This window comes from Mycobacterium asiaticum (assembly GCF_001668675.1).
GTDB classification, from domain to species: domain Bacteria; phylum Actinomycetota; class Actinomycetes; order Mycobacteriales; family Mycobacteriaceae; genus Mycobacterium; species Mycobacterium asiaticum_D.
On the sequence record NZ_LZKQ01000287.1, the window covers coordinates 1 to 25,490 of the forward strand.

The window sequence follows — 25,490 nt, forward strand, 5'->3', positions numbered from 1 at the left end:
GCGACCAAGCTGCACGAGTGGCAGCCCAAGAACGGGGTCCGGTACGGTGCCGCGTCCTCGTTCGGCGCCGGCGGCGCCAATGCGCACGCGATCGTCGCGATGCCCGCAAGCGCTTGAGTTTCCGAGAGTGAGAACGTGACGCCTCTTAGCTACCGGCTCCCGAATGGCTCGACTCCCGTCCTGCTGAGCGCCGACGCCGCCGAACTGCTGCCACGCGAAGCCGCCGCGCTACTTTCCTACGCCACAACACATTCGGACATTTCACCGCAGGCGATCGCGGATATGCTGTTCCGTACCCGGATCGCTCGTAAACACCGCGCGCTGGCCACGGTGTCCGACCGGGGCGACTTGTTGAGCGCGCTGCGTGCGATAGCCCAGGGCCTCGACCATCCCCTGGTGCTGCGCTCGGGGGCAGCGGCCACTCCGCGCAATGTCGGATTCGTCTTTCCGGGGCAGGGCAGTCAGCGACCGGGCATGGGCCGGATCTTCTATGAATCCGTGCCGGCGTTTCGGACCGAAGTCGAGAATTGCGCAGCGGCCTTCGAGGCGTACACGGGGCAGTCACCGCTGAAATACCTTCTCGACGAAGGATTTACCGCTGACGACGACGCCGGTACCGTCCAGCCGGCCCTGTTCACCCAGATGGCCGGCCTGGCCGCCATGTGGCGGTCCTTCGGCGTCGCGCCGCGGTCCACCATCGGACACAGCCAGGGCGAAATCGCGGCGGCATATCTGTCCGGATTGATCACCCTGGACGACGCGGTCCGGGTCGTCTCGATCCGCTCGCGCGCCGCCGACGAGTTCGTCGCCGACGCCTACGCGATGGCCGTCATCGCCACCGACCGGGAGACGTGTGAGGACCTGCTCGCCCGCGCTTGCGGCTGGGCGGAGCTCTCGGTGGTCAATTCGCCGAACCTGACCGGCATTTCGGGCGACCAGGACGCGGTGCAGAGCATCGTCGACAGCTGCACCGAGCGCGGCATCTTCGCGCGAGTCATCCGGGTGCGCTATCCCGCGCACACCAGCGTGATCAACGAGCTCAACGACAAGCTACGCGCCGCCACCCAGCGCGAACTGGAGAATCCGAAATTCCTCGACGCCGACATCGACTGCGTCGGCGCCACTCTCGGAGCCGCCATCACCCCGGATCTGCCGGTGGACCAGTACTGGTTCTGGAACCTGCGCAACACCGTCCGCTTCGACAAGGCCATCGCAGCGGCGACCACGTCGGGTGTGGACACCTTCGTCGAGCTGGCCGAGCACCCCACCTTGCACTTGGCCATTCAGGAAAACGTGGCAGCCGACAGCGGCGTCGAGGACGAAAGCCCGCCGCTGGTCGTCGGCACCTCGCTGCGCACTGCCGGCGATCTCGACGAGTTCACCCGCAACCTGATGCGACTGGCGTTGCATGACCTGGCCTTCCCGTGGGACGGCCTCGGCACCGAACTCGACGGCCCTCCCCCGCTGCCGCTGGTCGACTTCCCGAACACCGTCTTCAACGACGCCAAGCTGTGGATGCCCTACGAACAGGGCATCTCGCGCATTCCCGGAAGGACACCCACCGTCGCCGCAGCGGCCAAGGCGGCCGTCCCCGAAAGCGACAGGACCACGCCGCGCCTGCTGACCGAACAATGGATGCGCCCGTCCCGACGCTCACTGGTGCCGCCACGGACGATCGGTGTCATCGACCACACCGGCGAGTGCGCCGAGCTGGCCGATGCGCTCGGCGTTGCCGCCGGCGCCGTCGGCGCCACCGCGCAGCTGGTAAACGCCGAGACCGCTGCAGCGGCAGACGGTTTGGACACACTCATGGTCCTGATGCCGCAATCGCAACACCTCGACGCCACGGCAGCGGCAGCCCAGGTGGCGGCCTTTTTCTCCGAGCGCACCTGGTGGCCGGGCGTCGCAGCGGGGGTCACCGACTTCTGGCTGGTGACCGTGGCCGGTGAGGCCGTGGTTGCCGGTGACGCCCCACCGGACCTGGTGCATGCCGGGACGAGTGCCGGCTTCCGCAGTGTCGGAGCGAAATACCCGGGCATCCGGTTCCGGCACCTCGACCTGCCGTCGGCATCCGGCGCATCAGCGAGCGCGACCGCACCGGCCATCGTGGCGGCGCTGCACACCGCCGACGAGTCAGAGCTAGCGATACGCGAGGGCGGGCTGTACGCCAAGCGTGCGATCGAAACAGACTTCCCCACAACCGAATCCGATATCGCCGCCGCCGGACACGTCCTGATCATCGGCGGGACCGGCAAATTGGGGCTGGAATTCTGCGAGCACTACGCCCACCGCGGTGCGAAGCGGATCACCCTCGTCAACCGGTCAGGTGAGAGCGCCGCGGCTGCCGCGCGGGTGCAGCACATCCGGTCGGCCACCCGGACCGATATCCGGTTCGTCGCCTGCGATCTGAGTGACTCGTCCGCCATACAAGAACTGGCCCACCAGGGTCCGCCCGCAGACCTGATAATCCATGCCGCAGTCGAGTATTCAGGTGTCGAGCTGGAAGACATCACCGCCGACAAGGTCGATGCGGCGTTGCGGGCCAAGGTGGTCGGCATCGCCGGAGTGCTGGACAGCTATCCGCGAACGTCCAATAGCCGCGTCTTGCTGTGCTCGTCGGTGTCCGCGACCGTCGGGGGTCGTGGGTTGGCGCTCTACGCCGCCGGAAACCGCATGCTCGACGCGTTGGCACACCAGGTCAGATCCACCGGTGCGCAGTGCATTTCCGTGCAGTGGGGGCATTGGGACGTGCATCTGGACCGGTCCGGTGCGGCGATGCTGGCCGGCCTTGGGGTCGTGCCGATGCGTCCCGCGGACGCGCTTGCCGTGGGCACGGCGCGGTTCGGCGAGAACGTGATCGTCGCGGCGTTCGACCTGGAGCGGGCGCGATCGGTGCTGCAGACCTGCGGTCGTCAGTCCCTGTTGGCCGCGCTGGACTCGGCGCCGCCGCGCGCCGCCGAACCCCGGGTGCAGCCTCCCGCCGCCGAAACCGGCCCGTCGCAGCGGTTCGTGGACCTGCTGGCCCAAGCCATCGGCCTCGACAGCGCCGAGACGATCGACACCAGTGTCCCCATGGTCGCGATCGGGCTGGACTCGTTGCAAGCGTTGGAGTTACGGCGCCGGGTCAAGCAGGAGTTCAATCACGATCTCGAGGTCGCCGACCTGTTGGGCGGAGCATCGATCGCGGACGTGCTAGCCAAGCTGAACGCCTAGTTTTCCGCGTTCCTCAGCCGGCGTTCGTCGCCTCTTTCAGACTTCTGGGTCGCAGGTCGGCCCAATGCCGCTCGATGTAACTCAGGCAATTCGCTCGGGTGTCCGCGCCGAACACCGTCCGCCAGCCCGCCGGCACCGCGACGGACGCCGGCCACAGACTGTGTTGATCTTCCTCGTTGACCAAGGCGAAAAACGTCCCGCTGTCGTCGTCAAACGGATTGATATTCACCGCTTCTCCCGCGCGGCCCGGCGTGAACGGCAGCCTCGCCGCCTAGGACCCGATCGGACAACAGACCCAGGCAACTCAGGTTCGGGAAGCCCGGTCCCTCGTTGAGCCCAGACAGGTTGGGCAACATCAGCTTCGGGGTGACGCCTTCGACCGCCAAATCGGGGCCGATCGACTCCTCGAGCCGTTCACCCGTCAGCGGTCCACCCAACCCCAGCTCCAGCAGGTCCACCGCATCCTGGCTCAGCAGCGGCAGGAACCACAACGGGTCTGCCCCCGACCCGTCGATGACCAGGTCGAAATCGTGCACGCTCTCCAGCCGTTCGCCGCACTGGTCGGTTTGCAGGGTGATCCAGATTCGCTCATGACGATCGGCGACGTGTGCGACGCGGCCGCGCAGGTGCTTGATCCGCTCGTCGGCGAGAAGCAACTCCTGCACCCGCGCGGAGAAGACCCCCCGGTCGGTGCGGGCGATGCAGTCACGCCGTTCCGCCAGCGTCAACGTCCGCCAGTGCGTGGGATCGGAGAACAGCGAATTCTCGAAGAACCCCTCACCGCGGGTGAACAAGGTAGCTTGCGGCGAGATCGCGGTGATCGTCGAAACCCGGTGGTGGAAGAGCTCATTGAGCATCGAGGCGGCCGTCTCGCCGCCGCCGATCACCGCCACCGTCTCGGCGACGATCCGATCATGGGACGCCGTGCGCTCCCAGAACTGGGCGATCGACAGCATGCGCGGGTCGCCGGAAAGGATAGAGCGCTGCGGCTGGCCCGGCCCGGTGATCATCACCGTGTCCGCGGACAGCTGTGTGTCACGGGTGTGCAGGTTCCAGCGCGAGCCGCGCACCGACATCTGAATCAGTTCGCCGCGAACGACTTTCAGCCCCACCATGTCTGCGACCCAGCGCAGATACCGAGCCCAGGTGTCATGTGTCGGCGCCGGCCTGCCCCGGTCGACCCAGCCGACGAACTGGTCCGTGGCGACCAGGTAGGCCTGCCAGCTCCAGCGCATCATCCGTTCGTCGATCTCGGCGTTGCGACCCGGCACCAGCGCCGATCGGTACGGGAAGCCGATGTCTTTTTCGGGGCTGGTGCCCAGCCGCTGCCGGCCGTCCGTCCAGCCGCCGCCGGCAATCCAGTTCGCCGCCACCGACGACCGTTCGATCGCCAGCACCTCGGGCGTCTCGATACCCATCTCCCGCAGCACCGCGGCTTTCGCGGCCACTGCCACCGCCTTTGCGCCGGCACCGATGATGGCGAGGGTCTCACTCACAGGGCCGCACCCGCCCGCCAGGGGCCATTCGGTACGCGGCAGGGGCGCGCCCGATTCGCCGGCAAGCCGGTGAATGATGCGTCGCCCACGTCCCCCACCTCCGTCTGCTTAGCTCAGGCTGCCCTAACTTTTCTGTACGCTACCCTATATTCGCGGGGCACACACGCTCGCCCCGAGGGAGCTATCGAGTGCCTGTTACCTCTGGCCCGTCGGGGGCGTCGCCGACTGGGTTCATGCCCTTTCCCGCCGATCGAGCCGCGGCATACCGTGCGGCGGGCTACTGGACCGGGCGCCCCCTGGACTCGATCCTGCGTCAGGCGGCCGCACACTGGCCCGACCGGCCCGCCGTGCGGGATGCCCACAGCACCCTCAGCTATGCCGACCTCGACCGTCTCGCCGACCGGGCCGCGGCGGGGTTCGCCGCCCTGCCGGTCGCGCCCGGCGAACGCGTGCTGCTGCAGCTGCCGAACTCCTGCCGGTTCGCCGTGGCGCTGTTCGGTTTGCTGCGGGCCGGCGCCATCCCCGTCATGTGCCTGCCGGGACACCGGCTGGCGGAGCTCACCCACTTCGCCGAGGTCAGCGACGCGGTGGCGCTGATCATCGCCGATTCCGCGGCCGGTTTTGACTACCGACCGATGGCCGAGCAACTCGCCGCGGCGCATCCGCAGTTACGGCACGTCGTCGTCGACGGCGACCCCGGCCCGTTCCTGGCCTGGCCGGACTTGCCGGTTGGTAGCGCTCCCGAGGTGGTGATCGACCCGTCTGCCCCCGCGCTGCTGCTGGTGTCCGGCGGCACCACGGGACTGCCCAAGCTGATCCCGCGCACGCACGACGACTACGTCTACAACGCCACCGCAAGCGCGCAACTGTGCGACTTGACCAGCTCCGACGTGTACCTGGTGGCGTTGCCGGCCGCGCATAATTTTCCGCTGGCGTGCCCGGGCCTGCTGGGGGCGCTCAGTGTCGGCGCCACCGTCGTGTTCACCGACGACCCGAGCCCGGAGTCGGCATTCGCCACGATCGAGCGCACCGGCGTCACCGTCACCGCGTTGGTGCCGGCATTGGCGAAATTGTGGGCGCAGGCCTGCGATTGGGAGCCTGTGACACCGAAGTCGTTGCGGCTGTTGCAGGTTGGCGGATCCAAGCTGGAACCCGAAGATGCCCGTGCGGTGCGGGAAGCCCTGACCCCGGGACTCCAACAGGTGTTCGGCATGGCGGAAGGGCTGCTGAACTTCACCCGACTCGGCGATCCGCCGGACCTGCTCGACCACACCCAGGGCCGACCGCTGAGCCCGGGCGACGAAGTGCGGGTGGTCGACGCCGACGGCGCACCCCTCGCGCCCGGGGGTGAAGGCGAATTACTGGTACGGGGGCCATACACCCTCAATGGCTACTTCCGTGCCCCGCACGACAACGAACGTAGCTTTGATTCCGACGGCTACTACCGCAGTGGCGACCTGGTGCGGCTGCGCGAAGACGGGTACCTGGTGGTCACCGGACGCGTCAAGGATGTCATATGCCGGTGCGGCGAAACGATCGGCGCCCAGGACATCGAGGACCAGCTGCTGACCCATCCGGCGGTCTGGTCGGTGGCAGCGGTGCCGCTGCCCGATCCCGATCTGGGTGAAAGAGTCTGTGCCGCTGTCGTTTTCGGTGGACCGCCGGCAACACTTGCGGAGCTGAACGCCCATCTCGACGGTCGCGGCGTCGCCACCCATGCCCGAATCGACCAGCTGGTCACGCTGTCGACATTGCCCACGACGCCGATCGGAAAGATCGACAAGAAGGCGATCGTCGCGCAGCTCGCCGCGCGGTAGACCGCAACCGCCGCAGCAACCCGCGCTCCTTCGTTCCTGCGCCACTGCCCTGTCCCGACGGCCGCTGGTTGCCCGTTGCTCGCACACCACTTGAGTTGTCGCAATAACAGACGGTAGTGTTCTCTAAATTCAACGGCGGAGTGGAAGAGCTGGGCAATGACAGGTACGGGGTTGTACGGTTCCCTGGCCGTCGTTTCGCTGGTGCTGATGCTGATAGCAGCGTGCTTTGCCGCCGCCTATGTCAGGCGGCTCAGTAAGCAACCGACCACTCCGCTCAGCGAAGAACCGGGCAGAGCACGAGTGGTGGTGCAGAAATTGCGGCACCGCGAGCCCATGTCGCAGGACGAACGGGAGTACGCCAAGCAGGTCGTCACCAACCGCGGCTCCCTGCTGGCCCTTTCCATCCCCGGCATGATGTTCCTGCTGGGCTGCTTCTATGTGTTCGGCAGCCTGGAGCACCTGCACGGTGCGAGGCCCTCGGAGCGGACTTTTCTGGGCCTGATCCCGATACTGGCCTCCACCAACCTGGCCCTTCGGATGCTGAGCAGCGCCAAGCTGAAACGACGCCTCAAGAAGGCCGGGAGTTGATTCGATGAGTCGTCGTTCCGTAGGCCGGACCGCCCTGGCCCGAGGGTGGATGCCGCTGGTCGCCGTCATCGCGATCGGAGTCGGCGGATTGTGCATCTGGAAGGTTCATCAATTCTCGGAGCCCGCGCCGGTCGTCACCGTCAACAGCCAGCAGGCACCCGAACAGACCACGCCCAAACGGCTCACCTACGAGTTGTTCGGGTCGTCCGGCGACGGCGGAAAGCTGGTGTACGTCGATGTCGACGGGCATCCACATCAAATCGACTTCGCGACCTTGCCGTGGTCACACACCGAGACCACCACACTCACCGTGGTATCGGGCAGCGTCTCGGCGCACAGCCGGGGCGGCCAGCTCGGTTGCCGGATATTGGTCAACGGCGTTGTCCGCGACGAGCAGTCCACCACGCATGAGAACGCCGATGTCATCTGCCGGGTGAAATCGGCATGAGCGAGCATCGCGCGAGACGACCCTTCGTCGCCAGGACGGTACGCGCTCTGGCCATACCGATCATCGTCTTCTGGGCACTCATCGCCGTGACGACGAACACCTTCATGCCTCAAGTGGAAAGGGTCGCAGAGGAACTCGCGGGCCCGATGATCCCGCACTACGCACCTTCGCAGCGGTCCATGCTGCACATCGGGGAGAAATTTCGGGAGTCGAACTCGACCAGCCTGACTATGGTGGTGTTCGAAGCCGACCGGCCACTGGGTGATCAGGACCACCGGTACTACGACGATCTGATGCGCCGGTTGAAGCGGGACCCGAAGCACGTCCAATACGTGATGGACCTGTGGGGCAAACCGATCACGTCGGCGGGGGCGCAAAGTGTCGACGGCAAAGCCACTTACGTGCTGCTGCGCCTCGCCGGCGATATCGGTCAGATCCAGGCGAACGAGTCGGTCCAAGCCGTTCGGGACATCGTCAAGAAGGACACGCCCCCGCCCGGGCTGAAGGTTTACGTCAGCGGCGCGGCGCCGCTCGCATCCGACACCCTGTCGATTGCCAACGCGAGCCTGAACAACGTCACCATCGTGACGATTTTCTTGATCATCGCGATGCTGCTGCTGGTTTATCGGTCGTTGAGCACGCTTTTGGTGCCGTTGGCCGGAGTCCTGATCGAGATGCTCGTCGCCAAGGGAATAGTCGCGACCCTCGGCCATATGGGCTATATCGAGCTGTCGTCTTTCGCGGTGAACATCGTGATCGCGCTGACCCTGGGCGCCGGAACCGATTACGGCATCTTTTTGATGGGTCGGTACCACGAAGCGCGCCTGGCCGGCGAGAGCAGGGAGGACGCCTTCTATACGGCGTATCGCGGTGTGGCGCCGATCATCATCGGCTCGGGCCTGACCATCGCCGGAGCCTGTTACTGCCTGACGTTGGCGCGGCTCAATTACTTCCACACCATGGGGCCGGCGGTCGGCGTCACCATGCTGTTCACCATCGCTGCGGCGCTGACGCTTGGTCCGGCGCTGCTGACCGTGGGCAGCCTGTTCGGGCTGTTCGATCCGAAACAACAAGCGAAGGCGCATCTTTACCGGCGCATCGGTGCAAGCGTGGTGCGGTGGCCGGTACCGATCCTGGCGGCAAGTGCCGCGGTGGTGTTGTTCGGCGCGGTGTTCGTGCCGACGTATCGGGTGAACTACGACGACCGCCAATATCAGCCGGCCGACGCCCCGGCCAACGTGGGCTTCGCCGCGGCCGATCGGCACTTCCCCAAAAGCAAACTGTTCTCCGAGATGTTGATGGTCGAGACGGACCATGACATGCGCAACTCCGCTGATTTCATCTCGCTGGACCGAGTTGCCAAGGCGCTCATCCGATTGCACGGTGTGGCGATGGTGCAGAGCATCACCCGGCCGCTGGGTCGAGCGCTGGAACATGCCACCCTGCCGTATCTGTTCACCACGCAGGGCAGCGGCAACGGGCAGCAACTTCCGTTCAACAGGGAGCAGAACGCCAACACCGATCAGCAGGCGAAGATTCAGGCGAACACCGTCGAGGTACTGGATCGATTGATCGGGTTGTTCCAGCATATGTCGGACGAAATGCACCAGACGGTGCTCACCATGGAGGACATGCAGCGGGTCACCATGGAGCTGGACGAGGAGCTGTCTAATCTCGACGACTTCTTCCGCCCGATCCGTAGCTACTTCTATTGGGAGAAACACTGTTTCGACATCCCGGTGTGCTGGGCGTTCAGGTCACTGTTCGACGCGCTGGACGGCATCGACAAGATGGCTGAGGACATCAAGGACGCGGTCGGTTCGCTCGAGGTGATCGACCGGCTGCTGCCGCAGATGATCACCCAGATGAAGATCATGCGGGACGACACCATGGCGCTGCAGGCACTGCTGGTCAACACCTACGGATCCGCCGATCTGCAGTCCATCCAGACCGACCAGACCTTTGACGACATGATCAACGTCGGCCTCGATTTCGACCGGTCCCGCAGCGACGACTTCTTCTACATCCCCAGAGAGGGTTTCGAGAACGAAGACGTCAAAGTCGGTATCTCACTGCTGATGTCACCGGACGGCAAGGCCGCACGGTTCATCCTGACCCACGAAGGCGACGCCATGGGCCCCGAAGGCGTGGAACATGTCGAAGCCTTCCCCGACGCCATCACCACGGTGCTGAAGGAGACTTCGCTGGCCGGCGCGAGGGTTTACATCGGCGGCTCTGGATCGAACGACCGAGATATCAAGGAATACGTGATGTCCGATCTGCTGATCGCGGCGATCGCGGCCTTCGTACTCATCTTCCTGATCATGATGTTCCTGACGCGAAGTCTGGTGGCCGCCTTGGTGATTCCAGGCACCGTCGCATTCTCTTATGCGGGGGCGTTCGGATTGTCGGTGCTGGTATGGCAACACCTCATCGGCCTGCACCTGCACTGGTTGGTGCTGCCGCTGACGTTCATCATCCTGGTGGCGGTGGGTTCGGACTACAACCTGCTGTTGATCGCCAGGGTGAAGGAGGAGATCCACGCCGGTATCAACACCGGTCTGATCCGGGCGCTCGGCAGCACCGGCGGTGTGGTGACATCCGCCGGTCTGGTGTTCGCATTCACCATGCTGGCCATGCTGACCAGCGATCTGCGAACGATCGGCCAGGTCGGTTCCACAGTGTGCATCGGCCTGCTACTCGACACGCTGATCGTGCGCTCGTTCGTGGTGCCGTGCATCCTGCGGATCCTCGGGCCGTGGTTCTGGTGGCCGACGTTCGTGCGGCAACGTCCGCTCCGGCACCGACCGGCGGCGGCTCCGGCGGCCGTATCCAGCTGACACCCCGGGATTTCGAGTTCGCGTCGCACCAAAGATCGGTCTGGTGTGCAAACGGAGAAGCGACGATAATCACTCGAATTCCCGAAAGGTGGTGGACCCATGGGTGATCGGCCAACGGTGGAATACTGCTCTTGGCGCGAGGTTCGCGCGCAACAGGCCTGAGCTATTCGATGCCCAAACCCGTTGATAAATAATCTCTCAGGTTGGTCCGGCCGTCGCCAAAGCCTGACGCGCGGCGAGCGCGAGGGCACCGGCGGTGGCGAAACGCCGCTTGGGCTCCTTTGCCATCCCCCGCGCGATGACCCCGTCAAAGCTGTTGAGAGCCGGGATATCTGCGCCCAGACGCGGGACGGGTTGTCGGAGGTGGCCGCCAAGGACCGTTGCCAGGCTGTTGCACGGATATGGCGGATGCCCCGTCAAGCACTCGTAGAAGACACAAGTCAGCGCGTAGATGTCGGACCGAAACGTCGTCGCGTCACCGGACAGCGTCTCGGGGGCCGAATAGGCGTATTGCAACGGATGCGCATCCTCCACGGCCCCGCTGGCGAGGTACCGTAACCCCGCCAGCAGAACCGCATGGTCGCGACCGAGAAATATGTTGCCGGGGCTGACATTTCGATGCATCCAGTCCTGCGAATGCAGCGCGTCGAGCGCCGTGGCGATCTGGCTCACCAATCCGACCGCCTTTGCCGGCGGCAACCGCATATGGCGGACGAGCACCCGCCCAAGATCCATACCGTCGATCACTGGCATGACGATGTAGCACCGTTCGTCGGTCTCGCCCCATTCATAGATGGGTCCCAAGTGCGGTTCCGCCAGTTGGACCCGCGCGATGGGTGGAAGATTTCGCGACATCCGCAGGCGGAAAGACCGATCCGCGCAATGCCAAGGCAGGACGACCTTTACGGCGACTATTGCGCCCGTGATCGTGTGCTCGGCTTCATACACTCGCGCGAGCTGCCCGCGGCCCAGCAGCCGCAGCAGACGGAACGGGCCGAACCGCGATCCCACTCGGCAGGACGCATCGCCGCCATGGTCGAACTCGTCCTTGAGCCGAGCGAGGGCGTCGGTCTGTGCGAGTCCGCGCAACTGCACCGCGCTTTCGTAGTCCGCGAGACAAAACGACGCGAGATCACCGTTCACCGCAGATTCATGATCGGCGAAGCGGACCGACTGCAGACGGCCGCCGCGGTTGCCCGGGCAACCGCAGACTGCGCAGCACGTCGGTGTGGTCACGGCCCCTTCACGGCCCCCTCACGGCATGGAGGCTACCGCTGCCGAAGTGCTTGCGCTACCGGTTTGGGCTGCGCCGCGCTCAACGTTGCCATTGACTAATGTCACCATTTGGTATTGACTGCATTGATGAAGGACGGCGTTCGGCTGGCAACTTCAGTGCGACGACGGCCGAGCACCGGGCCCGCCACCGGAATGGCGGGCTGAAAAGTGTTCGGGCCCTTGGGCAAAGTGCTCGGCCGGTCGGCGACAAGCCACGATGCCCTGGCAGTCGTCACCGGCGCCGGCAGCGGGATCGGTGCCGCCTTCGCCCTCGAACTGGCCCGCCGTGGAGGCGCGGTCGTCTGCAGTGACATCGACGACGCGAAGGCCCGGGAGACCGCCGAAGCGATCACCAAAAGCGGCGCCGACGCCAAGGTAATCCACTGCGACGTATCCCGATTCGACGATGTGGTGGCGCTGGCCGAACAGGCGCAGACCTGGTTCGGCGCACCGCCCACGCTGGTGGTCAACAACGCCGGCGTAGCGGTGGCCGGTGCCGCAATCGGCGAAACGCCGATCGACGATTGGGCGTGGATCCTCAACGTGAACCTGTGGGGGGCCATCCACGGCTGCCACGTGTTCGCTCCCATCCTGCGCGACGCCCCGCGCCTGCCCGCGCCGAGAGGCATCATCAATGTCGCTTCGGCAGCGGCGTACGGCGCGGCTCCCGGCATGGCCGCCTACAACGTCAGCAAGGCCGGCGTCCTGTCGTTGTCGGAGACGCTCGCCGCCGAATTGTCCGGCAGCAGAGTCGAGGTCACCGCTTTGTGCCCAACCTTTGTCAGGACCAACATCGTCGAGGCCGGTCACATCAGTACCGAATACGGTGAGATGGGCGAGCGGTTCATGCGCTGGATCGGACGTTCGGCGGACAAGGTCGCACGCACCTGCCTGGACGCCCATGATCGGGGCGAGTTGTATTGCATGCCGCAGCTTGAAGCCAAGATCGGTTGGAACATCAAGCGTTTGGCGCCGGGCACCTTTACCCGCGCAGTCGGCCTCGCATCCCGGGTGGGAAATACCTAATCTCCGGGCCGTTTCAAAAGATTAGAAAGGAGCGCCTGGTGGCCATCGAAATGGAAGCCATGCTCGCCAAGATCAAGGACCGACAGTGGGCGCTGGCCGATATCGACTGGGACGCCCCGGGCGCCGACACGATCCGGCCCGAATTCCGGCCGAAACTCAAAGCTTTCATGGCCGATCTGTGCTGGATCGAGAACATCGGCGCCCGCGGCTTCGCGGCCCTGGCCAAGAAGGCGCCCAACCCGACGATCGCCGAGATTTACCGGTACTTCCACGCCGAAGAGCAACGTCACGCCAACGCCGAGCTGGCCCTGATGAAGCGGTGGGGCATGCTCGACGACGGGGAATTGCCGGAGCCCAACGTCAACATCCGGTTGGCGATCGACTGGCTCGACACCTACGCCGACGACATGCCACTGTCGGTGTTGGGGACGGTCATCCCGATGCTGGAGGTGGCCCTGGACGGGGCACTGCTGAAGTTCTTGCTGGACTCCGTCACGGACCCGGTTTGTCACGAAGTCTTCGAAAAGATCAACAACGACGAATCCAGACATATAGCAGTCGATTTCGCGGTCCTCGACATGATCGGCAACGCCACCGCGCGCCGGCTGGCCATCGAGTTCGTGGGCACGGTCGCGACGCCGGGCCTGATCATCGGCGCGTTGATGTATGTGCCGCTGCTGAATCGCATTCGCAACGAGATGGCCGGCATGGGCATGGATGCCGAGCGGCTCTACAACGCGGTCAAGCGATTCAAGCAACTCGGTGAGCGCGGCGAGCGGACCCCCCGAGTGCCGGCCTACCGCGTCCTGAAGCGGCACGCCGCGATGGTGGTCAATCCACGCCACCCTTACCACCTGCTGGCCAATTCCATGGTCTGGCTATCCGAGCGCTATCCCCGCCCACTGCTCAAACCGGTGCCCACCTGGTTCCGGGAACTCACCCACGAACCGGCGGCATGACCATGCCCGAGGACCACACCTACGCCGCCCTCATCGTCGGAGCCGGCTTCACCGGGCTCGGCGCCGCCATCCGACTGGCCGAAGCCGGCGTCACCGACATCGTCGTCCTCGAGCGCGGCGATCGGGTGGGTGGAACATGGCGAGACACCCGGTACCCGGGCGCCAGCTGCGACATCCCGTCGCTGCTCTACTCCTTCTCGTTCGTCAAGAACCCACGGTGGTCACGCACCTACTCCCCCGCGCCAGAGATCTGCCAGCACATCGAAGACATGGCAACGAGATTCGGCATCCGCCAACATATCCGGTTCGGCTACCAGGTCACCGGACTGACCTTCGACGAGCAGGACGGGGTCTGGACCGCGCAGACCAGCGATCACAACCACTTCCGTGCCCGCACCGTCATCCTGGCGTCCGGTCCGCTCTCCGACGCCAGCCTGCCCGACATCCGCGGGTTGGACAGTTACCGCGGCCACAAAATCCACAGCGCACGTTGGGATTCCGATTACGACTTCACCGGCAAGCGGGTCGCGGTCATCGGCACCGGCGCCAGCGCAATCCAGATCATCCCGGAACTGGTGAAGCAGGCCGGATTCGTCAAGGTCTTCCAGCGCACCCCCGGCTGGGTGCTGCCCCGGCTGGACGTGGCCACCCCACCGCCGGTACAGGCGTTGTTCACCAAAGTGCCTGCCGCCCAACAGTTCACCCGGCAGCTGCTGTTCTGGGGACACGAAGCGACCGCGACGGCGATGGTGTGGAACACGCCCCTCACCTCCCTGGTTGCCCGGCTCGGCCAGGCGCACATCCGGGCGCAGGTGAAAGATCCCTGGCTGCGCCGTCAGCTCACCCCGGACTTCACGCCCGGCTGCAAACGCATGCTGGTATCCAGCGACTACTACCCCGCGCTACAGCGCGATAACTGCAAGCTGATCGACTGGCCGATCGCCACTTTGAGCCCGGCGGGCATTCGGACCAGCGACGGCATCGAACACCACCTCGACTGCATCGTGTTCGCCACCGGATACGACGTGCACCTGACCGGGCCACCCTTTCCGATCACCGGATTGGGTGGCCGGTCACTGGCCGACGATTGGGCTGGCGGTGGTCAGGCGTACAAGAGCATCAACGCGCACGGTTACCCGAACCTCTTCTTCATGACCGGCCCCAATTCCGGGCCCGGCCACAACTCGCTGCTGGTCTACATCGAGGGTCAACTCGACTATGCGGTCCGCGGCATCACCACCATCTTGGACAAGGACCTTAGATACCTGGATGTGCGGGCAGATGTGCAGCGGCGACACAACGAGAACATCCAGCGCCGGCTGACCAGGACGACCTGGATGTCCGGTTGCCGCAGCTGGTACCTCACCAAAGATGGTTTCAACGCATCGATGTACCCGGGCACCGCGACGCAGTATCTTCGCCAGATGCGTGATTTCCGCTTCCGGCACTACACCGCAGTCGCCCGCGACCGCGTCGCCGCGACGGCCTGACGGGCGGTACGCCTTGGCAGTCGAACGACCACTCGACCGATCGTCGAGACCCGATCCCGGCACGATCGCCAGCGTGTTGCACAACGTGCGCCGCGCGCCGCAACGCGTCCGGCGCCAGTCGCGCGAGTTCGTCGAGACGGCGGTGACCCAGCTGTTCGACGCCGCGGTACGCCAGCCGCACGGCGCGGCCGCGTCCGGCGAGTACCGCATCGAAGAATTGGCCCGGCTGGCCGGTACCACCACCCGCAACATCCGCGTCTACCGCGACCGCGGCCTGCTGCCGCCGCCCCTGCGCGTCGGACGGACCGCATTGTTCAACGACACCCATCTGACCCGGCTGCGCCTGATCACCTCGATGCTCGACCGTGGTTACAACATCGCCCACGTTCGGGAGATGCTCGGCGCCTGGGAGGAAGGAAAGAACCTGGGCGACGTTCTGGGACTGGAGACCGCCATCGTGGGCAGTTGGGCCACCGAAAAGCCGCAGACCATGTCGGTGGACGAAGCCCGCCGGCTCGTCGACAGCCAACGCGCCTTCGACCGTCTCGTGGAACTGCGGGTGATTCGCCTCGAAGGTGACCGGGCGACCGTTACCCGGCCCAAACTCATCGAAGCCTTCAACGAGGTCCGGGGCTACGGCGTCGGCACCGACAAGCTGATCGACCTGCACGAGCAGATCCTGCCCAAGATCGACGAGATCAGCGACTTGCTGGTGCGCGCGGGCTTCGAACACGTCGCGGACCGCATCAAACCCGGTGAAGCGCTGCCCGCGGACGCCGAGGTGGCCGAGCTGATCACCATGCTGGTCCGGTTCCGTACCCAGGCGGTCGCCACGGTCACCGCCACGTTGGCGTCATCGATCGAGTCGACGATCGAGTCGTTGGTCAGCCGGCTCCTGTCGGAATATCTCGAGAAAGCGGCGGGATCGGATGCCGCCCCGCAACCGGCGCAATAGCGGCTAGCCGCCGCTGTCCTGTTGCCGCTCAACCAAATACGGGGCCAGGGTGGATAGCTTTTCGCAGGTCTCCTCGAATTCCCGCTCGGCGTCCGAGGCTTCGATGATGCCGGCACCGGCCCGCAGCCAGGTGCGGCCGTCGCGTTCGTAGGCCGCCCGCAGCGTCAGCGCCGCGTCGAGGCCACCATCGGCGGAGAACATCACCACCGCACCGGAATACAGTCCGCGTGGCCCCTCGTCGAGCCGCAGGATGGCTTCCACACCGTCGGCTTTGGGGATGCCCGACGCGGTGACCGCCGGGAAGAGCGCCTCCAGCGCGTCCATCCGGTCGCTCGACGGGTCCAGCCGTCCGGTGATCGTTGAACCGAGGTGCTGCACGCTGCCGCGCTCGCGCACCGCCATGAAGTCGACGACAGCGGCCGTGCCCGGCTCGGCGATCTCGGCGATCTCCTGCAGCGAGGTACGCACCGAGATTGCATGTTCCACAATTTCTTTGGGATTCGATTCCAGATCGTCGCGGGCCGCCCGGTCGTGGACGGCGCCGCGTCCCAGCGCTCGGGTTCCGGCCAGCGGCTCGGTGACCACCAATCCGTCGGAGCGGACGGCGGTGACCAACTCGGGACTGTAGCCCAGCGCCCGGATACCGCCGAGTCTGAGCAGGAACGACCGCACCGGTGTGTTGTGCCGACGGCCCAGTCGGTAGCTGGACGGAAAGTCAAGCGGGAAGGGCACTTCGACCGAACGCGACAGGATCACCTTGTGGTAGCTGCCCTTGACGATCTCACCGACGGCGGTGGCGACCCGATCGCGGTAACGAGACGGGTCGACGCAAAGATCCACCGCGCGGGGCTGCGGCAGCTGACGAATCCCGTCGTTGAGTAGCCGCTGCACCGCGTCCCGCTCGCGCGTCACGGCACCGGAGAGGCGAACCTCGTCTCCGGTGATCGACACACAGCTGCGGGCCCAGAAGACTCGCGCCAGCGGCGTGTGCGGGGACAGCCGTCGCTGCAGTCCGTAGCGGTACACGCCGAATTCGAAGGCGACCCAGCCGAAAGCCCGGTCCGTCTCCAGCAACAACCGGTCGACGGCTTCGCCCAGGACCGCGGCGGGCCGCCCCGACCACTGCTGACGACGGGTGACGCCATCGCGAGTGACTCGCAGTTCGTCACTGTCGAGTTCCACCATGGCCTGCACGCCCATGGCCAGCGTCCATTGCCCGTCGTATTCGTAGAGCAGATATTCCTCGCCGGCCGGCTCGACCAAGACGGCCGCAAGCTCGGCCGCCAGGTCGGCAGGGGCGATGCCGGCGGGCAGAGGCAGGTTCAGTGACGCAGTGCTGACAGAACTCGTCTCCACCCCGGCCTCCATCACAGAAGTAAATGTAGCCTAACCTACGCCGGGGCGCGCGGCCCCCTCGCGATCTGGCCCAACACCGAGGCCGCAGGCACCGTTCACCGGCAGTCCCCGAACGTTTTCGAGGCGTTTACCTAAAAGCCGCCCGCCCGACGGGCCGGGATCCCCGCCCGCTTCTACGATCCGACCGAACCGGGGACGCAACAGTCGAGACAGCACGGCAGGGGGAGGACCAGTCCATGTTCATCATCCGGACGACCGACGGCGAGGAGATAAAGGGCGACTCGGAGAACCTTTCGATCAACCACGAGACCGGTGTGCTCACCGTCCGCACCATCGACGGTTTCGAAGAAACCACCACCCACTACTCGCCGGCCGGATGGCGCTCGGTCACGCATCGGAAGAAGGACATCGGTGTCGCGCCGTCCCGCCTTTCTTCAATTCGCTGACACGACACAAATCTCCCAGCGACTTAACAGCTGATTAGTACCCAATCCACACTTATAGCCGCGAAAACGCTTTAGCCAGCATTATTCGGATTTTGGCCCGTTACGGGGGCGTTTCGCTGCGTCTACGTGCTGGAAAAATCGCAGGAAATCGCCGTTTCCACCGAAATTCCGAGTGGCGGCTCACCAAAAGCGCAGGCTAAATTCTCAGCGTTATCTGGGATGTTCGTGGTCGCCTTGAAAAAAGCCTGGACGGTCAGTACTTCCTCAATCGCCGCACAAGCCAGGGAGGTGCCAGGTGCTGCATGAGTTCTGGGAAAACTTTACGCACAACCTGTTCAAGCCACTACTGCTGTTCTTCTACTTCGGCTTCTTGATCCCGATCCTGAAGGTGCGGTTCGAGTTTCCCTACGTGATCTACCAAGGCCTGACCATGTACCTGCTGCTGGCGATCGGCTGGCACGGGGGCGAGGAACTCGCGAAGATCAAGCCGTCCAGCATCACCGTCATCGTCGGTTTCATGGTGGTGGGCTTCCTGCTGAACTTCCTCATCGGCGGCATCGCCTACTACCTGTTGCGTTATCTCAGCCGGATGCGACGCGTCGACCGGGCCACGGTCGCCGGTTACTACGGGTCAGACTCGGCCGGCACCTTCGCCACCTGCGTCGCCGTGCTCACCAGCATCGGCATCGCCTTCAACGCTTACATGCCGGTCATGTTGGCCATCATGGAGATTCCGGGTTGCCTGGTGGCGCTGTACCTGGTCGCCCGGCTACGGCACCGGGGCATGGACGAGGCGGGAAACATGCCCGACGAGCCCGGCTACACCCGCGCCCGGGTCAGCATCGGGCCCGGCACGGTCGCTCGTCCGGCCGAGGGCCAGAGCGTGGAAAGCCGGCACCGCGAAATCGAGCAGGAGTTGTCCCTGGAGAAGCGGGAGGACGGCGACTGGGATGCTGACGAAACGCGGGATCCGGCCAAGAAGCCGTCGCTGTTCTCCCGTGAACTGCTGCAGGAAGTCTTTCTCAACCCGGGGCTGTGCCTGCTGGTAGGCGGCATCGTCATCGGCCTGGTAAGTGGACTGCAGGGCGAGAAGGTGGTGCACGACGACGACACCTTCTTCGTCACCGCCTTCCAGGGTGTGCTGGCGCTGTTCCTGCTCGAAATGGGCATGACCGCCTCCCGCAAGTTGCGTGACCTGCGATCAGCGGGCAAGGGCTTCATCTTCTTCGGCCTGCTGGCGCCGAATCTGTTTGCCACACTTGGCATCGTCGTGGCGCACAGCTATGCGGCCCTCACCAACGCCGACTTCAAGCCGGGAACGTATGTGCTGTTCGCGGTGCTGTGCGGAGCGGCGTCCTACATCGCCGTGCCGGCAGTGCATCGACTCGCGATCCCCGAAGCCAGCCCGACGCTGCCGTTGGCGGCGTCACTGGGGTTGACGTTCTCCTACAACGTCACCATCGGCATCCCGCTCTACATCGAGATCGCCCGCATTGTCGGGCAGTGGTTCCATACGACCTGAAACGGCGTCTAGTCCAACAACATTCGCACAACAGCATCGGCGAGCAGGCGCCCGCGGTCGGTGAGCACCAGCGCATCGTCCCGGGCGACCAGCAACCCGTCGGCGACCGCCACATCGGCGCGCTCGCGTTCGGTGGCGTCCAGCAGCCCGATCGGTAGCCCCTGGCGTAGCCGGATCTGCAGCATCACCTCCTCGGTGTGCAGCGCGTCGGTTTCGAGTTCCTCGTAGCCGGACACCGGCAGGGCCGCGGCGGCCAACAGATCCGCATAGGCGTTGGGGTGCTTGACGTTCCACCATCTGGTGGCGCCGATGTACCCGTGCGCCCCCGGCCCGGCGCCCCACCACTGGCCGCCGTTCCAGTAGCCGAGATTATGGCGGCACTCGCCGCCGGGCCGCGACCAGTTGGACACCTCGTACCAGCTCAGACCGGCCGCGTGCAGGCGTTCGTCGACCAGTTCGTAACGGCGGGCCAGCACGTCGTTGTCCGGTGCGGACAGCTCGCCGCGACGGACCCGCCGCGCCAGCGCGGTGCCCTCCTCGACCACGAGCGCGTACGCGGACACGTGGTCGACGCCGGTCTCGATCGCCGTGTCCACCGAGCGCAGCAGGTCGTCGTCGGTTTCACCGGGGGTGCCGTAGATCAGGTCCAGGCTGACGTGCTCGAACCCCAGCTCGAGGGCCTCGCGGGCGCCGCCCGCGGACCGGTTCGGGGTGTGCACACGGTCCAGCACGCCCAGCACGTGCGGGACCACCGATTGCATGCCCAGTGACACGCGGGTGTAGCCGGCCGACCGGATCGCCTCAAAGAACTCCGGCCAGGTCGATTCGGGGTTGGCCTCGGTGGTGATCTCGGCCTGGGGCGCCAGCTCGAAGTGCTCGCGCACCATGTCGAGCAGGGTGGCCAGCCGTGCCCCGCCCAGCAGGGACGGCGTGCCGCCCCCGACAAACACGGTGTCCAGCGTCGGCCCGTCCAGGCGCGTGCTCGCCAGCTCGAGTTCGGTGCGCAACGCGTCCAGCCAGGCGTCCGGGTTGACGCCGCCCAGCTCGGCCGGGGTGTAGGTGTTGAAGTCGCAGTATCCGCAGCGGGTGATGCAGAACGGAACGTGCACGTAGAGGCCGAACGGCCGACCGGGAATCGGACGCATCGCCGGCAGGTCTACCGCTGCCTGAACAGGTGCCATGGCCAAATCTTGGCACGCCGCCCCCCATTGGGCAGTTTTCCCAGGTCGTTCCCGGTTTTGTTTACCTAGCTACCCAGCTTTGCCAAGTAGTTTTAATCACCGTGAGACGAAATTTGACCTGGTAGCAACGGTGAGCCCGATCCATGGCAGAATGGCAGCCGTGACCGTCGCGAATTCGAGCCTGCGTGTAGCGCTGGTGGCCCGGCGGCACATCGACCTCAAGCGCGTTTGCAGCTGTTGCTGTCTGCCTTGATGTCGTAGACCCAGCCCACCACCTACTTCTGGCTGCCGGATCTGCGCCGCCGGGACCATCGGTGAGCTGCGCGGGATCCAGCCCAGTTTGTTTGCGAAGGAGATCCGCAATGACCACAGCACGCCCCGCAAAGGCGCCCCGCAACGAGGGGCAGTGGGCGCTGGGGAATCGCGAGCCGCTCAACGGCAACGAGGAGATGAAGCAGGCCGGCGCGCCGCTCGAGGTGCGGGAGCGCATCGAGAACATCTACGCCAAGAACGGGTTCGACAGCATCGACAAGAGCGACCTGCGTGGTCGGTTCCGCTGGTGGGGCTTGTACACGCAGCGCGAGCAGGGCTATGACGGCTCGTTCACGGGCGACGACAACATGGACATGCTCGAGGCCCGATACTTCATGATGCGGGTGCGCTGCGACGGCGGCGCCATCTCGACGGCCGCGCTGCGCACGCTGGGCGAGATTTCCACCGAGTTCGCCCGAGACACGGCGGACATCTCCGACCGGGAGAACGTCCAGTACCACTGGATCGAGGTCGAGAACGTCCCCGAGATCTGGCGCCGGCTGGATGCGGTCGGCCTGCAGACCGCCGAGGCGTGCGGTGACTGCCCACGCGTGATTCTGGGTTCCCCGCTGGCCGGTGAATCGCTCGACGAGGTGCTCGACCCGACCTGGGCGATCGATGAGATCGTCCGCAACTACATCGGCAAGCCGGATTTCGCCGACCTGCCCCGCAAGTACAAGACCGCCATCTCGGGCCTGCAGGACGTCGCCCACGAGATCAACGACATCGCGTTCATCGGCGTCAACCACCCCGAGCACGGCCCGGGCCTGGACCTGTGGGTCGGCGGCGGTCTGTCGACCAACCCGATGCTGGCCCAGCGGGTCGGTGTCTGGGTGCCGCTGAACGAGGTGCCGGAGGTCTGGGCCGCGGTGACCTCGATCTTCCGTGACTACGGCTACCGCCGACTGCGGGCCAAGGCGCGGCTGAAGTTCCTGATCAAGGACTGGGGCATCCAGAAGTTCCGCGAAGTCCTGGAAACCGAGTACCTCAAGCGCCCGTTGATCGACGGACCGGCGCCGACACCGACGACACACCCGATCGACCACGTCGGCGTGCAGCGCACCAAGAACGGGCTCAACGCCGTCGGCGCCTCCCCCATCGCCGGGCGGGTATCGGGCAGCATCCTCACCGCCGTCGCCGAGCTGGCCGAGCGGGCGGGTTCGGACCGGATCCGGTTCACTCCGTATCAGAAGCTGGTGATCCTCGACGTGCCCGACGACAAGCTGGACGAGACCATCGCCGGCCTGGAAGCGCTCGGCCTGCAGACCCGGCCGTCGCACTGGCGGCGAAACTTGATGGCCTGCACCGGAATCGAGTTCTGCAAGTTGTCGTTCGCCGACACCCGGGTGCGGTCGCAGTCGCTGGTGCCTGAGCTGGAGAGCCGGCTGGAGGACATCAACGCCGAGCTGGATGTGCCGATCACCATCAACATCAACGGCTGCCCCAATTCCTGTGCGCGAATTCAGGTCGCCGACATCGGGTTCAAGGGCCAGATGGTCGACGACGGCAACGGCGGGTCGGTCGAGGGCTTCCAGGTGCACCTGGGCGGCAGCCTGGGCCTGGACAGCGGGTTCGGCCGCAAGCTGCGCCAGCACAAGGTCACCAGCGAGGAGCTGGGCGACTATATCGACCGGGTGACGCGCAACTTCATCAAGCACCGCAACGAAGGGGAACGCTTCGCGCAGTGGGCAATTCGGGCTGAGGAGGACGACCTGAGATGACGGAGGCGCCAAGACTGACCGAAGAGGAGCTGCGCGAGTTGGCGGCGCGCGGGGCCGCCGAGCTCGAGGGGGCCGACGCCACCGAGTTGCTGCAGTGGACGGAGCGGCACTTCGGCAACATCAACGGCCCGCGCGGATGGGCCACCTGCAACTACGTGGTGGCGTCCAACATGCAGGACGCCGTGCTGGTGGACCTCGCCGCCAAGGTGCGCCCCGGAGTGCCGGTGATGTTCCTGGACACCGGTTACCACTTCGTCGAAACCATCGGGACCCGGGACGCGATCGAATCCGTCTACGACATCCGGGTCGTCAACGTCACCCCGGAACACTCGGTGGCCGAGCAGGACAAGTTGCTGGGCAAGGACCTGTTCGCCCGCGACCCCGGCGAATGCTGCCGGCTGCGCAAGGTTCTCCCGCTCGGCAAGGCGTTGCGCGGGTATTCGGCGTGGGTCACCGGGCTGCGCCGGGTGGATGCGCCCACCCGCGCCAACGCTCCGCTGATCGGCTTCGACGAGGCGTTCAAGCTGGTGAAGATCAACCCGCTGGCAGCCTGGTCCGACCAGGACATGGACGATTACATCGCCAAGCACGACGTGTTGGTCAATCCTCTTGTCCACGAAGGCTATCCGTCGATCGGCTGCGCCCCATGCACGGCCAAGCCGATCGAGGGCGCCGACCCGCGCAGCGGACGCTGGCAGGGCCTGGCCAAGACCGAATGCGGGTTGCACGCGTCGTGACCCCTGTGGTTTTGGTTGCGCACGGCAGTGCGGACCCGCGGTCGGCGGCGAACGCCCGCGCCATCGGCCACGAGGTGGCGCGCCTGCGACCGGGTCTGGATGTGCGAGTTGCGTTCTGCGAGCACAATTCTCCGGGTCTGGTCGACGTGCTGCGCGACTGCCCGGACCGCGCGGTCGTCGCTCCGCTGCTGCTGGCGAACGCCTACCATGCGCGCGTCGATATCCCGGGCCAGATCGCCGGCTGCGGCGCCGCCGATCGCGTGCTGCAGGCCGACGTGCTCGGCGAGGATGACCGACTGGTGTCGGTGCTACGCCAGCGGGTGACGGAGCTGCGGGTTTCCCGGCGCGACAACCGGATTGGTGTGCTGGTGGTGGCGATCGGATCCTCCGACCCGGTCGCCAACGCCCAAACCGCCGAGGTGGCACCCAGACTGTTGGCCGGTACTCGATGGGCCGCTGCGGCAACGGCTTTCGCGACCCACCCGGAACCCTCACTGGCTGAGTCGGTGCAGCGGTTGCGACACATGGGCGCGCGCCGGGTGGTCATCGCGCCCTGGTTCCTCGCCCCTGGACGCATCCCGGACCGGGTGGAGCGGTTCGCCCGGGATGCCGGCCTGGCGATGGCGGCACCGCTGGGTGCGCACCGGTTGGTGGCCGAGACGGTGCTGGCCCGTTTCGATCGGGCCGCCGGCGCACGCATCGCTGCCTAGCAACGGCAACGGTCCGGGCCCAGTTCAAACTGTGTAACCCACCCGCGACGGGGTATCCCCTATCCCTATGACCGCACTGCCGCCGGACCCCGAGCCGTCGAAAACCCCTGGCCTGGAACCAGGCGGGGGTGTCGCGCCGGGATCCACCCCGCCAGACTCCGCACAAACGTCCGGCGTCTCGGAGTCTCAGCCGATACCGAACCGACGACTCACCCCGCTCGCGATCGCGAGCATCGTCATGGTCGCCATCTTTGTCGCGTTGTTTGTGGCCGTGGCCGTGGGACTCGTCGCGCGTTGGTGAGCGACCGAGCCTGCGCTCAGGCAGGCGTCAACTCGGACCGATCCTCGTCGTCATCGGGGGAAAGCGTGTTGTCCGCGATCGACGGCACCCTGGTGGCACGCACATAGACGGTGTCACCGTCCTTCAATGCCAGCGCCTCGGCGTCACCCCGGGTGATCTGCGCGGTGAACGGGCTGCCCGACGGCGCGGCGGTCATTTCGACCCGAACCTCGAAGCCCAGCGCCACCACCCGGTCGACCGTTGCCTTCACCACACCGATCGACTCGGCGGTCCCGTCGCCGCCGGCCACCGCCATGTCTGGCCGCCGGCCCACCCGGATGTCGTGGGGACGCACCAGGGCGCCGTTCAGCGCGGACACCGCGCCGAGGAAGGACATCACGAAGGCATTGGCGGGCGTGTCGTAAACCTCGGTCGGAGAACCGACTTGCTCGATACGGCCCTTGTTGAGCACGGCGATCCGGTCGGCCACATCCAGCGCCTCGGCCTGGTCGTGGGTGACCAGCACGGTGGTGACGTGCACCTCGTCATGCAGGCGGCGCAACCACGCCCGCAGATCCTCGCGGACCTTGGCGTCCAGCGCACCGAACGGCTCGTCGAGCAGCAGCACCTGCGGGTCCACCGCCAGCGCCCTGGCCAGCGCCATCCGCTGCCGCTGACCACCCGAGAGCTGGTTGGGATACCGGTTCTGAAAACCGCTCAGGCCCACCACTTCCAGCAGATGATCGACTTTCTCCTTGATCTCGGCCTTGGGACGCTTGCGGATTTTCAGACCGTAGGCGACATTGTTCCGCACGGTCAGGTGCTTGAACGCCGCATAGTGCTGGAAGACGAACCCGATGCCGCGCCGCTGCGGCGGCACCCGGGTGACGTCGCGACCGTTGATCGTCACGGTTCCCGAGTCGGGCTCGTCGAGGCCGGCGATGGTGCGCAGCAACGTCGACTTGCCCGAGCCGCTGGGGCCCAGCAGTGCCGTCAGCGAACCGTTCGGCACCACGAAATCCACGTGGTCCAACGCGACGAAGTCGCCGTATTCCTTGTACGCGTCGCGCACGACGATTGCGTGACTGCCTTGACCGGCTGTGTTTGCCATCGTTGCG

General features: G+C 65.8%; 23 protein-coding genes. 17 read left to right on the forward strand and 6 right to left on the reverse strand.

Features of this window, described 5'->3' with window-relative positions; translation table 11 throughout:
* The first annotated feature begins 135 nt into the window (after positions 1–135).
* On the forward strand, positions 136–3,213 hold the full coding sequence (nbtC, locus tag A9X01_RS23895; RefSeq protein WP_065123099.1) for a nocobactin polyketide synthase NbtC: 3,078 nt from the start codon (positions 136–138) through the stop codon (positions 3,211–3,213).
* Positions 3,214–3,226: 13 nt separating this feature from the next.
* On the opposite strand, the gene A9X01_RS23900 is transcribed toward nbtC, so the two are convergent.
* Together A9X01_RS23900 and mbtG are read right to left on the reverse strand one after the other, a co-directional pair.
* Positions 3,227–3,442: an MbtH family protein gene (locus tag A9X01_RS23900; RefSeq protein WP_065123100.1), complete on the reverse strand. Its 216-nt coding sequence runs from the start codon at positions 3,440–3,442 to the stop codon at positions 3,227–3,229.
* Positions 3,423–4,709: an NADPH-dependent L-lysine N(6)-monooxygenase MbtG gene (gene mbtG / locus A9X01_RS23905; RefSeq protein WP_065123101.1), complete on the reverse strand. Its 1,287-nt coding sequence runs from the start codon at positions 4,707–4,709 to the stop codon at positions 3,423–3,425. Before mbtG ends, A9X01_RS23900 begins: the two co-directional genes overlap by 20 nt.
* 233 nt (positions 4,710–4,942) lie before the next feature.
* Here mbtG and A9X01_RS23910 point away from each other — a divergent pair, with 233 nt between their 5' ends.
* The 4 genes from A9X01_RS23910 to A9X01_RS23925 all read left to right on the forward strand — a co-directional run bounded on the left by A9X01_RS23910 (position 4,943) and on the right by A9X01_RS23925 (position 10,402).
* On the forward strand, positions 4,943–6,526 hold the full coding sequence (locus A9X01_RS23910; RefSeq protein WP_065123102.1) for a (2,3-dihydroxybenzoyl)adenylate synthase: 1,584 nt from the start codon (positions 4,943–4,945) through the stop codon (positions 6,524–6,526).
* Between the two features lie 156 nt (positions 6,527–6,682).
* Positions 6,683–7,114, forward strand: a complete 432-nt coding sequence (locus A9X01_RS23915) for a hypothetical protein (protein ID WP_065123103.1) — start codon at positions 6,683–6,685, stop codon at positions 7,112–7,114.
* A gap of 4 nt (positions 7,115–7,118) precedes the next feature.
* Complete coding sequence (locus A9X01_RS23920; RefSeq protein ID WP_081282594.1) at positions 7,119–7,562, forward strand: MmpS family transport accessory protein; 444 nt, start codon at positions 7,119–7,121, stop codon at positions 7,560–7,562.
* Complete coding sequence (locus tag A9X01_RS23925; protein WP_065123105.1) at positions 7,559–10,402, forward strand: MMPL/RND family transporter; 2,844 nt, start codon at positions 7,559–7,561, stop codon at positions 10,400–10,402. The genes A9X01_RS23920 and A9X01_RS23925 overlap by 4 nt, the downstream gene beginning before the upstream one ends.
* Positions 10,403–10,600: 198 nt before the next feature.
* Here A9X01_RS23925 and A9X01_RS23930 read toward each other — a convergent pair whose 3' ends face one another.
* Positions 10,601–11,545 (reverse strand): serine/threonine-protein kinase, encoded by a 945-nt coding sequence (locus A9X01_RS23930; RefSeq protein WP_065123106.1) that lies wholly within the window; start codon positions 11,543–11,545, stop codon positions 10,601–10,603.
* A 300-nt stretch (positions 11,546–11,845) separates the two neighbouring features.
* On the opposite strand from A9X01_RS23930, the gene A9X01_RS23935 reads away from it, so the two are divergent.
* From A9X01_RS23935 to A9X01_RS23950, 4 genes are read left to right on the forward strand one after another with little or no spacing between them, the layout of a single operon-like run.
* Complete coding sequence (locus tag A9X01_RS23935; RefSeq protein WP_065123107.1) at positions 11,846–12,703, forward strand: SDR family NAD(P)-dependent oxidoreductase; 858 nt, start codon at positions 11,846–11,848, stop codon at positions 12,701–12,703.
* A gap of 38 nt (positions 12,704–12,741) precedes the next feature.
* Entirely contained in the window at positions 12,742–13,662 is a 921-nt protein-coding gene (locus A9X01_RS23940) for a ferritin family protein (RefSeq protein ID WP_065123108.1), read from the forward strand.
* On the forward strand, positions 13,659–15,152 hold the full coding sequence (locus tag A9X01_RS23945; protein ID WP_065123109.1) for a flavin-containing monooxygenase: 1,494 nt from the start codon (positions 13,659–13,661) through the stop codon (positions 15,150–15,152). Before A9X01_RS23940 ends, A9X01_RS23945 begins: the two co-directional genes overlap by 4 nt.
* Positions 15,153–15,165: 13 nt before the next feature.
* Positions 15,166–16,107 carry a MerR family transcriptional regulator gene (locus A9X01_RS23950; protein ID WP_065123110.1) on the forward strand — a complete coding sequence of 314 codons (942 nt, stop codon included), beginning with the start codon at positions 15,166–15,168 and terminating at the stop codon, positions 16,105–16,107.
* A 3-nt stretch (positions 16,108–16,110) separates the two neighbouring features.
* Here the strand turns inward: A9X01_RS23950 and A9X01_RS23955 are convergent, their stop codons facing one another.
* Positions 16,111–17,475, reverse strand: a complete 1,365-nt coding sequence (locus A9X01_RS23955; protein WP_436405300.1) for a salicylate synthase — start codon at positions 17,473–17,475, stop codon at positions 16,111–16,113.
* Positions 17,476–17,699: 224 nt separating this feature from the next.
* Here A9X01_RS23955 and A9X01_RS23960 point away from each other — a divergent pair, with 224 nt between their 5' ends.
* From A9X01_RS23960 to A9X01_RS23965, 3 genes are all read left to right on the forward strand, one after another.
* Positions 17,700–17,909 carry a hypothetical protein gene (locus tag A9X01_RS23960; protein ID WP_065123112.1) on the forward strand — a complete coding sequence of 70 codons (210 nt, stop codon included), beginning with the start codon at positions 17,700–17,702 and terminating at the stop codon, positions 17,907–17,909.
* A 126-nt stretch (positions 17,910–18,035) separates the two neighbouring features.
* Positions 18,036–18,215 (forward strand): hypothetical protein, encoded by a 180-nt coding sequence (locus A9X01_RS30180; RefSeq protein ID WP_155772247.1) that lies wholly within the window; start codon positions 18,036–18,038, stop codon positions 18,213–18,215.
* On the forward strand, positions 18,205–19,431 hold the full coding sequence (locus tag A9X01_RS23965) for a sodium-dependent bicarbonate transport family permease (RefSeq protein WP_065123113.1): 1,227 nt from the start codon (positions 18,205–18,207) through the stop codon (positions 19,429–19,431). Before A9X01_RS30180 ends, A9X01_RS23965 begins: the two co-directional genes overlap by 11 nt.
* A gap of 8 nt (positions 19,432–19,439) precedes the next feature.
* On the opposite strand, the gene hemW is transcribed toward A9X01_RS23965, so the two are convergent.
* The gene (gene hemW / locus A9X01_RS23970) at positions 19,440–20,612 is read right to left on the reverse strand and encodes a radical SAM family heme chaperone HemW (protein ID WP_065123114.1); all 1,173 of its coding nucleotides are present in this window, start codon (positions 20,610–20,612) and stop codon (positions 19,440–19,442) included.
* Positions 20,613–20,763: 151 nt separating this feature from the next.
* Here hemW and A9X01_RS32095 point away from each other — a divergent pair, with 151 nt between their 5' ends.
* The 5 genes from A9X01_RS32095 (at position 20,764) to A9X01_RS23990 (ending at position 24,393) form a co-directional block, all read left to right on the forward strand.
* Positions 20,764–20,865 carry an Ms4527A family Cys-rich leader peptide gene (locus A9X01_RS32095; protein WP_366663724.1) on the forward strand — a complete coding sequence of 34 codons (102 nt, stop codon included), beginning with the start codon at positions 20,764–20,766 and terminating at the stop codon, positions 20,863–20,865.
* A gap of 109 nt (positions 20,866–20,974) precedes the next feature.
* On the forward strand, positions 20,975–22,645 hold the full coding sequence (locus tag A9X01_RS23975) for a nitrite/sulfite reductase (RefSeq protein ID WP_065123115.1): 1,671 nt from the start codon (positions 20,975–20,977) through the stop codon (positions 22,643–22,645).
* Positions 22,642–23,382, forward strand: a complete 741-nt coding sequence (locus tag A9X01_RS23980) for a phosphoadenylyl-sulfate reductase (RefSeq protein ID WP_065123116.1) — start codon at positions 22,642–22,644, stop codon at positions 23,380–23,382. The genes A9X01_RS23975 and A9X01_RS23980 overlap by 4 nt, the downstream gene beginning before the upstream one ends.
* Positions 23,361–24,092, forward strand: coding sequence for a sirohydrochlorin chelatase (locus tag A9X01_RS23985; RefSeq protein ID WP_065123117.1), 732 nt, complete (start codon positions 23,361–23,363; stop codon positions 24,090–24,092). The genes A9X01_RS23980 and A9X01_RS23985 overlap by 22 nt, the downstream gene beginning before the upstream one ends.
* A gap of 67 nt (positions 24,093–24,159) precedes the next feature.
* The gene (locus tag A9X01_RS23990; RefSeq protein ID WP_065123118.1) at positions 24,160–24,393 is read left to right on the forward strand and encodes a DUF6480 family protein; all 234 of its coding nucleotides are present in this window, start codon (positions 24,160–24,162) and stop codon (positions 24,391–24,393) included.
* Positions 24,394–24,409: 16 nt separating this feature from the next.
* Here the strand turns inward: A9X01_RS23990 and A9X01_RS23995 are convergent, their stop codons facing one another.
* The gene (locus A9X01_RS23995) at positions 24,410–25,483 is read right to left on the reverse strand and encodes a sulfate/molybdate ABC transporter ATP-binding protein (RefSeq protein ID WP_065123119.1); all 1,074 of its coding nucleotides are present in this window, start codon (positions 25,481–25,483) and stop codon (positions 24,410–24,412) included.
* Positions 25,484–25,490 lie beyond the last annotated feature (7 nt).

Bases quoted from the DNA above. Each gene is read 5' to 3' on its own strand.
- A9X01_RS23910 (WP_065123102.1), top strand. From the start codon at position 4,943: ATGCCCTTTCCCGCCGATCGAGCCGCGGCATACCGTGCGGCGGGCTAC.
- A9X01_RS23915 (WP_065123103.1), top strand. From the start codon at position 6,683: ATGACAGGTACGGGGTTGTACGGTTCCCTGGCCGTCGTTTCGCTGGTG.
- A9X01_RS23920 (WP_081282594.1), top strand. From the start codon at position 7,119: ATGAGTCGTCGTTCCGTAGGCCGGACCGCCCTGGCCCGAGGGTGGATG.
- A9X01_RS23925 (WP_065123105.1), top strand. From the start codon at position 7,559: ATGAGCGAGCATCGCGCGAGACGACCCTTCGTCGCCAGGACGGTACGC.
- A9X01_RS23945 (WP_065123109.1), top strand. From the start codon at position 13,659: ATGACCATGCCCGAGGACCACACCTACGCCGCCCTCATCGTCGGAGCC.
- A9X01_RS23955 (WP_436405300.1), bottom strand. From the start codon at position 17,475: ATGGAGGCCGGGGTGGAGACGAGTTCTGTCAGCACTGCGTCACTGAAC.
- A9X01_RS23960 (WP_065123112.1), top strand. From the start codon at position 17,700: ATGTTCATCATCCGGACGACCGACGGCGAGGAGATAAAGGGCGACTCG.
- hemW (WP_065123114.1), bottom strand. From the start codon at position 20,612: ATGGCACCTGTTCAGGCAGCGGTAGACCTGCCGGCGATGCGTCCGATT.
- A9X01_RS32095 (WP_366663724.1), top strand. From the start codon at position 20,764: ATGGCAGCCGTGACCGTCGCGAATTCGAGCCTGCGTGTAGCGCTGGTG.
- A9X01_RS23975 (WP_065123115.1), top strand. From the start codon at position 20,975: ATGACCACAGCACGCCCCGCAAAGGCGCCCCGCAACGAGGGGCAGTGG.
- A9X01_RS23980 (WP_065123116.1), top strand. From the start codon at position 22,642: ATGACGGAGGCGCCAAGACTGACCGAAGAGGAGCTGCGCGAGTTGGCG.
- A9X01_RS23985 (WP_065123117.1), top strand. From the start codon at position 23,361: ATGCGGGTTGCACGCGTCGTGACCCCTGTGGTTTTGGTTGCGCACGGC.
- A9X01_RS23990 (WP_065123118.1), top strand. From the start codon at position 24,160: ATGACCGCACTGCCGCCGGACCCCGAGCCGTCGAAAACCCCTGGCCTG.
- A9X01_RS23995 (WP_065123119.1), bottom strand. From the start codon at position 25,483: ATGGCAAACACAGCCGGTCAAGGCAGTCACGCAATCGTCGTGCGCGAC.